Here is a 14,155-nt window from a genome sequence, read left to right as displayed (position 1 = left end):
CCCATTGTACACTAAACTAACTATTATTTAAACCTTTCATAAAGTCCTTTCTTTTGAGTATCACCATTTATATGATAAATAGTCAAAACCAAGGTTTTATTTTAATACAATCATCAATTTATATCTATCTGGATTTTTTTAGTTGATACATAGTAATTACTTTTTTAATTTATAAATATCTGCAAACTCTATATTTATCTTTTCCACATTGCCCTCCTGTTTGATTTCTGCTTTTATTGCAGTATTTTCTTCTGTAACTGTTTTTACCGGTATTTCAATGAGAAACTCTGTTCCTTTACCGTATTCACTTTGGACTGAAATTTCACCTTCATGCATAATAACTAGGGATTTAACTAGTGATAATCCTATACCGCTACCTTCATGATTTCTAGTAAGAGATTTGTCTACTTGTCTAAATCGGTCAAAAATAATCTTTTGTTTGTCTTCTGGTATACCAATACCCGAATCCTTTACAGAAATTTCAATAGTTTCACCCTTATCTTTTATACCCACATTTATAATGCCACCCTGGTCAGTAAACTTTATCGCATTTGATAAAAGATTTAGTATAATTCTTTCAATGCTATCTAAGTCGCAGGCTGTAATCTTTTCTTCTACATCTGTATCAAATACCAGTTCTATGCCTTTGTTTTCAATATAGTCTGCTACTGACAATGTAATATTTTCAACAATCTCTACAATATTATGATTCTGCTTACAGATTTCAAAAAAACCCGAATCAATTTTTGTACTATCAATCATATTATTTACAAGTCTTAACTGTCTGTAACAGTTTTGTTTCATGATATTAAAATACTTCTCTTGCTTATCAGCTACATCCTTATCCTCTATAGCTTTCCTTTGGCTTTCTAAAAGCTGCAAGGTACTCATAATAACATTCAACGGCGTCCTAAGCTCATGGGAAAGGTTGCTAAAGAAATCAGCTTTCAATTGATCTAATGAAATTGCCTCCTGTAACTTTTCTTTACTTTTACGTTGACTTTCTTCTGCTTCCTTCCGAGATGTAATATCAACAAGAGAGATAACAACACCCTTAATAACATTTTCATTTGTAAGGAATGGAGAATACCTTAGTATGTACCACTTATTGCTTATGCTCTTTACTTCCTTTTCAACTGAAATTAGGTTATCCATCACATTACGGGATATTTCAATTAAATCCTCATTTTTAAAGTTATGTGCTATATGGCCAATTGGGCGGCCGATATCCTGTTCTATAAGATTAATTTCCTTTGCAATAGCTGGTGTAAACTTCCTTACACGTAGGTTAATATCTAAAAACAAAGTACCTATAGTTGTACTATTTAAGAAATTTGTCATATCGTTATTTAAATCAGCCAGTTCCTGTAGCTTATACTGGTATTGCGTGTTTACAACCATTAATTCTTCATTGACGGATTGAAGTTCTTCGTTGGTACTATGCATTTCCTCGTTTGAAACCAACAATTCCTCATTGGCTGATTGGAGCTCTTCGCTTGAAGTCTCTAACTCTTCTATGGAGGATTGAAGGCTCTCCTTGGTATACTGAAGCTCTTGTTCTAAGTCAGCTATACGGCTATGCAATTCACTTACTGTATCAAAATCTTCAACATAGTCTTTGTGGCTGCCGACACTATTAATTTCTTCAAATATTACAAGAATAAGTAAACCACTCTTCTTTGTAAACAGTGGTTTAACAACAAGATTAATATTGTTTTCTTCTCGGGCTAACCTGACTTTAATATTTGAATAAGCAACAGTTTTTCTCTCTTTTCTAACCTTGCCGATTGCAGTTCCAACAGCAGTTGATAGCTCCTTAGGCACCATCTTTTGAATGTCATAGCATATCATTCCCCTAGGCATCTTCAAGTATTTATCCACATCACCACAAATTTGTACAAGCCTACCATTCTCATCAACCAGCACACTTGGTGGTAGACATTCTTCTATTAAAATTGTATTGATATCTTCCATTTCTCGCTTGTTCCTTTCCACTGGAGTAAAATAATCTTCTTCAGGTTTTGACTTAATTACCTTTATACCTGTGGATATAACGGAAAAATCGTCTATGAGTGGACGCTTCTTTATATCCTTCTTTTTATAAATTTTCCACTTTGCATCAAAGGTAGAAAAATATTCACCCATTTCTCCGGTAGTTTCACTTGTCCCTAAAAACATAAATCCATTTGTTTCAAGAGCAAACTGAAAAGTTGAAATGATCCTTTTTTGAAGATCAGGTTGGAAATATATTAACAGATTTCTACAAGTTAAGAGATCAACTTTATAAAAAGGCGGATTATTTATTACGTTATGGCTTGAAAAAATAATCATTTCACGAAGGTATCTTGAAACATGGTAGCCGTCCCCTTTTTTTATGAAGTAACGGTTCAAACGCTCAAGTGATACATCTTCAGAGATACTCTCTGGATAAACTCCCTTGCTGGCATATTCTATTGATTTAATGTCAATATCTGTAGCAAAAATCTTTATATTTATATTTCTTTGGATTCTATCCATATACTCTTTAAATAATATTGCAAGTGAATATGCTTCCTCCCCAGTAGAACATCCAGCCACCCAAACCCTGACAACAGCATTGTCTCTCTTCTTGCCAATAATTTCAGGGATAACTTCATTTTTTATCAGCTCAAAAGCATTGAAGTCCCTAAAAAATCTTGTTACTCCTATCAATAAACTATTGTATAAACACTCAATCTCTTCTTGATTTTCCTTTAAGTACGAAAGATACCCCTCTAGTGTTTGTATTTGACATATTCTTATCCTTCTATTAAGGCATCGAAGGACATACCCCTGCTTATAGAGGCTAAAATCAGTGGAATGCAAATTTTTAATTATATTGTAAATTTGCAATAAAATATCCGTTGTTTCATCAACCTTTTCCGCTTCGTCCTCTATTACATTTATCATCGAAGATTGGTTTGTATATCTTAGCAACTTTTCAGGTATGCTTGAGGGAGATAAAATAAAATCGCAGATATTGGCGGCAATTACACTTTTAGGCATTCCGTTGAATTTTGCAGTCTTAATATCTTGTGCTATTACAATGCCGCCAGCTTCCTTTATTGCCCTAGCCCCCCGTGTACCATCACTTCCTGTACCTGAAAGTATGATTCCTATGGATTCTTCATTTATATCTTCAGCTAGTGATTCAAAAAAAGTGTTTATAGCGAGATTAATCTTGTGTATTGGGTCCTGTTCCTCAAGTAAAAACTGCCCCTGTGATATTTTAACATTAAACTTTGGGGGGTTCAGGTAAACACATCCCGGTGAAATTTTCATTCCATTCTTTATCTGATATACTTCCATTTCCGTTTTTCTGGATAGTATTTCTGGCATAAGGCTTTTAAATTCAGGAGATAAGTGCTGAATTACTACAAAAGCTATATTACTGGCAGGTGGCATGTTTGCGAAAAACTGTTCCAGTGCTTCCAGTCCCCCAGCCGATGCTCCAATACCCACAACATAAAAATCCCCGATTTCTGTAGCTGAACTACTCTTATCTAATTCTGGTTGAACTATTTTAGTCTGTTCCTCATCAAAGTTGCTTAAATCTATCATTTCGTCCTCCCCGTCAAGGTCTTATATAAAAAATCATCTATATAATACAAATTATACCATACATTCGACTTTTTTTACACTCTTATATATGAGTATTAAGGTCTAATAATGCCACTTACTTTCATCTTCATCCTCCTTTATTTATCGGCTTTAAAATATCAGCTTTTTAATCTATCCTCTATCTGAAAAGCAGAAGTACTTTAGTACTGAATCTGAATTTAATATTGATGGAACAGCAAAACACAATTACGCAAAATCCAAACCTTAGCACAATATTCCAAGTTCTGTGTAAATGTTAGACCCATAAAGCAAAATTCCCTCAAACCTAATAGTCTGAGGGAACATAAAACACACTTCAATATTTACTTAAAAACCTTCAAACCCTTTGGTGTCAGCCTATTTCTCATTTATATCTAAATTATTTATATATTTTTTTCAATTACGCCATAAATAATTGAACCGCTTTTTTTGCCACCATAATATTTTTCTATTCCTAGCTTTTCAAAATCATTAGAGCCTTGTCTTTCTTTAATAACAACTCTTTTTGAACATACTCTAAGTGCTTCCATTAAAATATTTTTTGTTAACCCTTTGTGATCTGCAAAATCCCTAAAGGAATTTATTGATGTTGACTTTCTATTTGGTTCTTTAAACATAGGATCAAAATATACTACATCAAAACTATTATCTCTTTGCTTTAAAATATAATCTTCATATGATTCATTAACAACCTTTATATTATCTATATTTTTGCCATTAACACCATTATAGTTTTCTAATCCACATTTACTTAAATAAGCTATATACTTATTAATTTCCGTCCCTACTACATATCCCTTTTCTCCAACAACTGCTGAAAAGACAAGAGAATCACCTGCAAGACCTAATGTACAATCCAATATACTATTTCCTTCTTCTAATTTTGTTGCCTCTATTATAGCTTCCTTATTTCCTTGCCTTATTGATTTAACCTTAAGTTCTGACATATTTGGATGCCAAAACAGTGCACTATCTTCTCCCTTTATAACAATCTTATCTCTTTCAACTACTAATAAATAGTCAAAACCATCTTTCAAAATTGTTTCCTTGATACTAAAATTACCTCTTTTTATATATGATATGTTTAAATCTTTAGATACACCTTTTGCTTTATAATTTAAACTCTCATCTGCATCTCTTGTCGTAGTAACTGCAATCTTCATTTTTCCCTCTCTGTCTTTCTTCATATATATTGTAGAAATAATTGTGAATTTATAATTACAAAATATATGGTTATTCTTTTGTTCTAACAAACATTATACTATATTTCAGTTGAAATATGAGTTTTCTTTATAAATACTGAAATGCAATATGACATTGTACACAAATAACTCATAGTATTCTATAGAGTTATCGCACTAAATAATTAAAAATATTATCTTTCTTGATTTTGACATAGAAGTTAAAAGTAAAGAAAAAGTCCTCACATATTGCTAGAAAATAGTCCTCATCCACTTCCATAAGTTACAATTTTATTTTGTGTATACTATAACTAAAATTACACATATTAATATTATAAAGGAACATAACAGTTGAGCAAAGATTTATATATGCTCTTGAGTTAGGGTGTATATAGGTCGAACAAAGATTATATAATGGTCATAATATTATGGCTGTTATATTAGTCGGCGATAAGATTTTATATGATGGGGAAAAGTTTTATTATAGTTGATTTATATCTATTATAATAGTACTCCAACTTATTATTTAAGGTCGAGTTAACATTATTCAATGTGTTGAATTGATTTTATATAGCCGTGAGGTTATATTGAGTTGAGTAAATATGTTGTTTGGTGGAGCAAAACATGATTATTAGGTTGTGATTTGTTGTATTATTAGTCGAAAGATTTTTATATGATAATAAACTATCTTTTATTGTGCTAGTTAAGATTGTTATGCTCTTTTAAAAAACAATATTCAGTACTATAACCATACTGAATATTGTTTTTTTTACTTTCTTAATATTGTTATTTATATAAGATATCAAGTCATTCTTAAACTCACTACTATTACCCCAGAGGTCCTAATTTAAAATTCCAATTTTTTATCCTAAATTAAAAAAGCTTAACAAGTTATAAAAAATAATATTTATAGGAGTTGATAGGGGTGTGGGGCTTACAAGTTATAACATATTACCAGACTGTATATTTAATATTTTTATATTCATTTCTCACCTTAAATTCCACAAGATACATTTCCTTGAGTAACGGTAATTTTCTTGACATCTGCTGTATAAAGAAATACCACAAAATTCATTTCTGAATAATGTGATATTTCTGCTTCTTCTTTATTTTTTTACTTGTCTATACTAGCACTTTTTTATAACCGGTATCCATATTTCGCTTTTAAAAGTTAGTGAAGTTACATCTTTATTCTCATTCCATAAGATCTCTGGCCCTTGTTTTTGTTCGTAGTTTGAAGATGGAAACCATTCAGAATAGATGCGTCCCCAAATATTTTGCAATGTATCTGGAAATGGTCCTACAGCTTCAAATACTGCCCATGTTGAAGCAGGAACTTCAAGTTTTGATAAGTTATCTGGACACTCTTTGGTAGTCGCTGCACCTATATAATGGTCAAGCTCTCCTTTTTCTTCCATTCGTCCTTCTGAAAAATTTAAAGATGCACTTATTAGTCCCCTTGGTTCTGTATTAGATAATTCTTTCAATTCATTGATATTTTCAACAGTTAAGCTTTGCCACATCTTAGCAATTTCAGGATTTACTCCATTAAAAATTATAGGTACTCTTTTCTTAATACCAATTATATTAAATGCTTCTTTCTCTTCAATTTTATAGTTCATTTCATTTCCTCCTTCAATTGATAAACGAAAAGTCATTCTTGGATATGATTTTAATGATTTTCCATTATATCGAGCTTCCGATGGCGTTATCCCGTGCAAATTTTGAAACGCTCTTGTAAATGAATCTGCTGACTGGTATCCATACTTAACGGCCAAGTCAATTATTCTTATATTGCTATTATTAAGTTCAAAAGCTGCTAAGGTAAAACGTCTTCTACGAATGTACTCAGACAGTGAAACTCCTGCAAGAAAAGAAAACATTCTTTGAAAATGATATTCTGAACAAAATGCTAATCTTGCTACTTTTTTAAAATCAATTTCACCATCAAGATTTTCTTCAATATAATTTAATGCTTCATTCATTTTTTTTATCGAATCCATTTAGTAACCTTCCTTTCATCTATAGAATATCAGAAATCATATTTATCCATCCGACTATTCCTGCACAATTATGTAGGGTTAATTTATCACAAAATTTTCTGGACCTCTGAGGTGTTAGTCATGAATTTATAACTGCCCCCTGCAGGTTCTCCATGAGGATTTATGTCTAAAATCGATTAAAAGTGAACATTTTCCACAAAATATTGTATAAGTAAGCATATCCTCATTTCTATATAACATCAATTGATTTTGACATCTTGTGCATTTTACTCTTTCCAATTTAATTCTTTCTTTAAATTACTGATACTATCACTTTTATCAGCACAAAACATTTCAGAAAATAAATCCAGATTTTCTTCTCCATCTTTTTCAATATATCTTTAGTATAGATTCTAAATCTTTATAATTCTGACTTAATTCAGTGTTAATATATGTCTCTAGATTATATTTTTCTAGAATCTCATTCCTATTCATATTTTTTCAAACTCTGCTTTTGACATATAGTTCTACATTTAAAGTTTTTGCTATTTCATTATCCTAATTTGCTCTTGTAAATAAAATTTTTCATTTTTATACACCTACGTTGGAGATGTATGATTTTTTACCCCATGTACTTAATGTAGAGATGACTTTTTTCTCACACTATATACTAATAGAATAATAAAACACTCCTATATAAAAAGAACAAAATCGCAGGCGACTGTGGTTAAGTTCCGTATTGTGCTCCGCACTCTTTTCATAGGTGTAGATTTTTTTACGCATCTGCCTTTTCGAACGAATGTGAGAAAAATTTGGCAGGCGAATATATTTTCCTTTTTATTCTCTTTACAAATCATAACTTTATTAATCTGTCTTTTCCATAACTTATCCACATATTTAATTTGAATATAAATTACTAGAGAAGAACAAAATTGGCTGCGCCACGCTCTTTCTTGACACCGTTTTTTACAGACCAATATCCTTATAACCATTGGTATAACTAGCCTTCAAAATCAAAAAATTCTATACTTTCCTAGACAATAAAAAAGAGTAGATTTCACACTACTCTATAGAACTATTTATTATTAAGCCTCTACTCTTATGCTTGTTATTGTAACACCATCACTTATAATTGTCTCTTTATATTGATCTTATGAAAACTTAAAAATACGGTTACAATATTCGTAATCCTCTCTGCTTTCAATTTTTATACAAAGTGTAAGAAACTTTGAAGGAATATCATTATGAAACATGTTCCTGTTTTTAATACAGTTATAAAGAAAATGTCTCTGTATGCTTGCTTATGAGTTAACCCTGTAATTGCTAAAAGTGTAATAACAGCTCCATTGTGAGGTAATGTATCCATACCGCCTGAAGCCATTGAAGCTACACGGTGAAGTAATTCAGGACTTGTACCTGTAGCTGCTGCCCATGCCATATATTTTTCACCGAACATGTCAAGAACTATACTCATACCGCCTGATGCTGAACCAGTTGTCCCTGAAAGAACATTTACAGCAACTGCTTCAGAAAGAAGCGGGCTACCATTAGAATTAATTCCTATTAAAGCATTAGCTATAGATTTAAATGCTGGAAGTGATTTGATAACATTACCAAAACCAACTTCTGAAGATGTGTTAAGTATAGCTAAGAATGAACCAATAGCACCTAAGTTGATAGCTTTAGGTATAGTAACTTTCATAGTTTTTGGATTTGATAAACATGCAAGTATACTACCAACAAGAAGCCCGATAATAAGTGCCCAGTTATTCATTGTTCCTGTAATTCCGCCTTCAGCCATGTTATATGGTGCTTGAGTTGCCCAAGATGCGATATTCCAATTTGGAAAAACTACTTTTTGAAGAACTAAAGTAACTATAAGCACAGATACCAACGGTAATAGTGACATACCAAAGCTTGGTAAAGCTTCATTTTCATCAAATTCAGGTTCGTTTTTATGCCCTGTACCATATCCTTCTCCCTTTGCCTGAGCTGTACGTTTACGCCACTCTATATAAGCCAAACCTCCGCATAAAATGATAATTGTTGCTATGATACCAACAACTGGAGCCGCATAAAGGTCTGTGTTATAGAACTTCATTGGTATTGAGTTTTGTATTTGTGGTGTTCCCGGAAAAGCATCCATAGTAAATGTGAATGCTCCTAATGCAATAGTTACTGGGAGAAGTCTCTTTGGTATATCTGCTTCTTTGAAAACAGAAGCAGCAAATGGATATACAGCAAAAGCAACAACGAAAAGACTTATGCCACCGTAAGTAAGAATTGCACAAGATAAAACAACTGCTAAAATTGCTCTCTCCTTACCTAATTTGTTTACTATTGCTTTAGCAATAGCTTTTGCTGCGCCGGATTCCTCCATTGCTTTACCGAATATAGCTCCCAATAAGAAGAATGGGAAATAAACTTTTAGATAGTTTGCTAAATTAGGTAAGAATATTTCTGTGTAACTTGGTAAAATAGACATTCCAGATAATAAAACAGCTACTAGTGCGCACACTGGAGCCATAACTACAACTGAGAAGCCCTTATACGCTAAAAAAATTAGTAGTCCTAATGCTAAGAAAATTCCTAAAACCGCCATATTATAATACCTCCATATATATTTTTTCTTTATTCCTATATGTTCATATAGGGTTCCTCATGGATGATTAAATTTATATTGTGAATATATTCACTAACTAGAACTCAATGATATTCTTTTGTTTAATTCTCATTGCAGAACCCTATAACTAATTTTATCTATCAGTCCATAACATACTAACTTAATATTTAAATTTTTAATCCCATCGGTTCTGCTTTGAATATACTTTCATCCATAAGTTTTAAATCTGGTGATATTATTGGTTTAAATTCCATATGAGCCAATACATCCTTCTCCAAATCTACTCCTGGTGCTATCTCTATTAGAACTAAGCCATGTTTAGATAATCTAAATACTGCTCTTTCTGTAACATAAAGTACAGGCTGTCCAATATTGGATGCGTATTCACCACTGAAAGTAATTTGTTCAACTTTATTTACGAACTTATCAACCTTACCTTCATTTAGTATTGTTAGCTTACCTTCATCTATTTTTAGTTTTAGTCCCCCTGTTGTAAATGTGCCGCAGTATATAACTTTTTTAGAATTTTGAGTTATGTTTATAAATCCACCACAACCTGCAATCTTAGGACCAAATTTACTAACATTTATGTTACCAACTTTATCACATTGTGCTAATCCCAAGAAAGCTACGTCAAGACCACCGCCATCATAAAAATCAAACTGAGTAGCTTGGTCCATTATACATAATGGATTAGTTGTAGCTCCAAAGTTTAAGCCACCTGCAGGTACTCCGCCTATTCCTCCCGGCTCTACAGTTAGAGTCATTTTATCTCCAATACCTTCTTCACTAGCAACTATAGCTATTCCTTCCGGCATACCAATTCCTAGATTTGTTGCAGCATCAGGTACAAGCTCCATAGCACATCTTCTTGCTATTACTTTCCTTTCATTAATCTCTAATGGTACTATTGAATCTACTGGCACTCTAGCATCTCCAGAATATGCTGGGTTAAATGCTTCACCAAATGTTTGCATGTTATTTTCAGGAGAACCAACAACTACTGCATCAACATATATTCCTGGAATTTTGACTTTTCTTGGATCAAGGGATCCTTTAGCAACTATCTTTTCAACCTGAAGAATTACTATTCCACCAGAATTTTTAGCTGCTTGAGCCATTGCAGTTGCATCAAGTGTTAGTGCTTCCTTTTCCATTGTTGCATATCCATCCTCATCTGCGTATGTTGCTTTTAAAATGGTAACATCTATAGGAAAAGTTTTATAAAGCAAATATTCCTTATCATCTATGTTGATTAAACTTACGATGTCTTCTGTTGTAAGTTTATTAAGCTTTGCACCTTCTATTCTAGGATCTACAAAGGTTTTCAATCCAACATGAGTTAATGTCCCTGGTTTTCCAGCAGCAATATCTCTGTACATCTGTGATATTGTTCCCTGCGGTAAATTGTATGCTTCTACCTTATTTTCCATAGCTAGTTTTTGAAGCTTTGGTGTTAAATTCCAGTGTCCACCTATTATTCTTTTAAGCAGCCCTTCATAACCAAGATGATTTAAACCCTTATCCTTCCCGTCACCTTGACCTGCTGCATATATTAATGTCAAATCTCTAGGTAACTGTTTACTCAAAAATGATTTTTCGATTTCTGCTGTAATTTCTTCTGGATGAGCACAGCCAACAAATCCACCCACTGCAATAGTATCTCCATTTTTTATTAAAGCGACAGCTTGCTCTTTTGACATAACTTTAGATTTAGATTTCATTCATAATCCCTCCTCATACCTTTTTATAGAGCAATTAGGATGCCAAGTTTCTTTCCAAAAGTCGAAAACCTTTTCCAAATCTACTAAACTCTTTAAATATTATTTTTTTAAACTGTTTACTATTAATTCTATTTACCTTCTTAAATAAAATAAATCAGAAAAATATGTGTTTTTTTTGTACACTTTTAAAGATTTTCCCCCATAAGATTAATATTATATAATCTTTGTTAATGTTTATTTCCTTTACATGTATTTTTTTTATACATATTTTTTTATGAATTAATAAAAGCTTATAAATAGGCTATTCTCAAAATTTCTATCAATGTTTAAACTAATATTATGTAACCTATTTTATTGAATACTAATTGCATAAGTATTTTAAATATAGGGTAAAAAACAATTAAGTAGGAACTTTTTAAAATCCCTACTTAATTATACTTTTAAATTAAATTCTTCTATTTTCTTATATAACCCCGCCCTGCTTATTCCTAATATTTGAGCTGTTTTATTTTTATTCCAATTGTTTCTATTTAAACACTCTAGAATAACTTCCTTTTCAACCTCTTCAACTATGGTTTTCAAGTATTCATTTTTATCACTATATCTTTTGTATTTAGCACTTGTAAATCTTTCAGACAAATGTTCTGTTTTTATCATTATATTGGAATCCAACAAATTAATTGCTCTTTCAATAACATTTTCAAGTTCTCTAATGTTACCTGGCCAATCATAGTTGCCTAAACACTCTATAGCATCTTTAGATATCCCCTCTACATATACATCTAATCTTTTTGCTATTTTAATTCTCAATGCATTTGCCAATGCAGGAATATCTTCCTTCCGCTCTCTTAAAGGAGGTGAAACAATTTTCACAACATTTAGCCTGTAATACAGATCTTCTCTAAACTCCCCTTTTTTAACAAGCTCCTCAAGATTTTTATTTGTCGCAGTAATTATTCTAACATCAACGCTTTTTACTCCGCTGCCTCCGATACTCTCAATCTCCCTTTCCTGAATTACCCTTAAAATTTTAGCCTGCATGTTTATATTCATGTCACCTATCTCATCTAAAAATATTGACCCGCCATTTGCTAGTTCAAACTTTCCTTTTTTTCCACCTTTTTTGGCTCCAGTAAAAGCACCTTCTTCATAACCAAATAATTCTGATTCTAATAATTCTGCTGGAATAGAGGCACAGTTTATCTTTATAAATGGAGCTAAGTATCTTTTACTGCTATTATGAATAGAATGGGCAATCATTTCTTTGCCTGTACCACTTTCACCGTTTATTAAAACATTTGAATTTGTATTTGCAACTTTTCCTATTAAATCTTTTACTTTTCTTATTTTATTAGAATGTCCAATAATATTTTCTACAGAATACTTCGCCGTTTTATTTTCAGCAATTTTGCTTTTGTAAAATTCAACCTCTTTTTCTAAGTCGAGCAACTTTTTACTTAGAGCATGAAAATCGCTAATATCTTTAAATACTACTTTACCTACAGCACTTATAACCTTTCCATCTTTTTTTATAGGCACACGCATAGCAATCATTTTATTACCTTTTATTTCCTGAATACCACCTATATCTGCAATCCCTGTTTTTAAGACCTTCCCCATCTTTGTATTTTCTATTATATCCTCTACTTTTTTTCCTATAGGATTATCGCAACCTAAAAATTCTTTATAATCATCACTGATACTGGTAATTATACCTTTTTCATTTATTACCACAAACCATTCATTAAAAGCATCCATTACAGTAAGTAGCGCATCAATATAATCCTTATCTAGGTTTATCTTATTCTGCATTTTTTTTTGATCTGTAATATCAGTAAATATTTCTATTGAACCTTCTACCCTTTCATCTTTAATTATAGGAATTCTATTTGAAATAATTTCTTTTCCATTAATAAAAACCATCTGAGATAATTCAGCTTTTCCTGCTTTTGTGATTTTTGGTATTTGTATTTCAGGTAACACCTCGCCTATATATTTACCAAGATTTCTCTCTGAACTAATTCCAAACATGTCTTCTGCCTTTTTATTTATAACTAATATAATTCCTTTTTTATCAATCACTATTAAAGCTTCATTTACATTTTGAATTATTAGTTCAAAACATTCTTCTAAAAACATAATTACCTCCCTATTTAATTATATTTTGTAATAATTCATTTCATTAACAGCAATTAAACAGTCATAAATCTCTCTTTATTGATTTATAACAATAACTTTTTATACGTTTTCAAAGAAATTTTCAACTAGTGTTTATTTGTGTTTTTAAAAGAAATGAAAATCCAAATATATCTTATATTTGAATATTATTATACTACACTTAAGAAAAATTATAAAGAATCGTCAAATTTTGATATATATACAATAACAAAAGTCTTTTAGCAAACTAATGCAAAAGACTTTTGTTATTATATTCTATTTATTCAGTTCTTTAATCATTTATGCTATTTTTTTAGGTGGCATAACCATTGCTTCGCCGTCAATAACTACTTTTCCATCCTGATTAGTACATACTGTCTTGAACTTTACTCTATTTCTATCTTCAATCACTTCTATAGCCTCTATTTCTGCTGTTATTGTATCTCCAAAGTGAACTGGTGCAGTAAATTTAAGGTTTTGTGATAAATAAATTGTACCTGGTCCTGGAAGCTGCATACCAAAACATGTCGAAATAAGACCTGATACTAATATACCATGTGCAATTCTCCCTTTAAATATTGTTTCTTTTGCTGTAACTTGATTTGTATGTGCTGGATTTAAATCTCCAGTAATTCCAGCAAATAAATATACATCTGATTCACCAATAGTCTTTACGACTGAAGTTTTGTCTCCTACTTTTATCTTATCAATACTTAATCCTTGCATTATTTTAACCTCCTATTATTTTAATCTATACATTCTAACTACGGATTAAATCATTTTAATTAATAAATTATATTATTCAGCGCTCTTTATTTCTTTAACTTGAGCTATTAATTCTGGTACTACCTTAGTAAGATCACCAACTAT

At 31.4% G+C, this 14,155-nt stretch carries 7 protein-coding genes; all 7 read right to left on the bottom strand.

From position 1 onward, the window contains the following. Positions 1-156: 156 nt before the first annotated feature. The 7 genes from L1S46_RS21035 to L1S46_RS21005 all read right to left on the bottom strand — a co-directional run bounded on the left by L1S46_RS21035 (position 157) and on the right by L1S46_RS21005 (position 14,011). Complete coding sequence (locus tag L1S46_RS21035) at positions 157-3,579, bottom strand: chemotaxis protein CheB (RefSeq protein WP_238900845.1); 3,423 nt, start codon at positions 3,577-3,579, stop codon at positions 157-159. Positions 3,580-4,001: 422 nt separating this feature from the next. Next, positions 4,002-4,781, bottom strand: a complete 780-nt coding sequence (locus tag L1S46_RS21030) for a class I SAM-dependent methyltransferase (protein WP_238900844.1) — start codon at positions 4,779-4,781, stop codon at positions 4,002-4,004. Between the two features lie 1,145 nt (positions 4,782-5,926). After that, positions 5,927-6,802 carry an AraC family transcriptional regulator gene (locus tag L1S46_RS21025; protein ID WP_012058270.1) on the bottom strand — a complete coding sequence of 292 codons (876 nt, stop codon included), beginning with the start codon at positions 6,800-6,802 and terminating at the stop codon, positions 5,927-5,929. Between the two features lie 1,186 nt (positions 6,803-7,988). Continuing rightward, positions 7,989-9,383, bottom strand: a complete 1,395-nt coding sequence (locus L1S46_RS21020) for a GntP family permease (protein ID WP_077856815.1) — start codon at positions 9,381-9,383, stop codon at positions 7,989-7,991. 188 nt (positions 9,384-9,571) lie between these two features. Then, a complete protein-coding gene (locus L1S46_RS21015) occupies positions 9,572-11,128 on the bottom strand; it encodes an acyl CoA:acetate/3-ketoacid CoA transferase (protein WP_238900843.1) in 1,557 nt (518 codons plus the stop codon). 432 nt (positions 11,129-11,560) lie between these two features. Beyond that, positions 11,561-13,267, bottom strand: coding sequence for a sigma 54-interacting transcriptional regulator (locus L1S46_RS21010; protein ID WP_171781171.1), 1,707 nt, complete (start codon positions 13,265-13,267; stop codon positions 11,561-11,563). A gap of 318 nt (positions 13,268-13,585) precedes the next feature. Further along, positions 13,586-14,011: a MaoC family dehydratase gene (locus tag L1S46_RS21005; RefSeq protein ID WP_077830696.1), complete on the bottom strand. Its 426-nt coding sequence runs from the start codon at positions 14,009-14,011 to the stop codon at positions 13,586-13,588. Between the last annotated feature and the right edge of the window lie 144 nt (positions 14,012-14,155).

Origin of the sequence: Clostridium sp. YIM B02500 (assembly GCF_022324665.1) — a bacterium.
GTDB lineage: Bacteria > Bacillota > Clostridia > Clostridiales > Clostridiaceae > Clostridium > Clostridium beijerinckii.
This window is presented reverse-complemented; position numbering and strand designations above follow the sequence as displayed.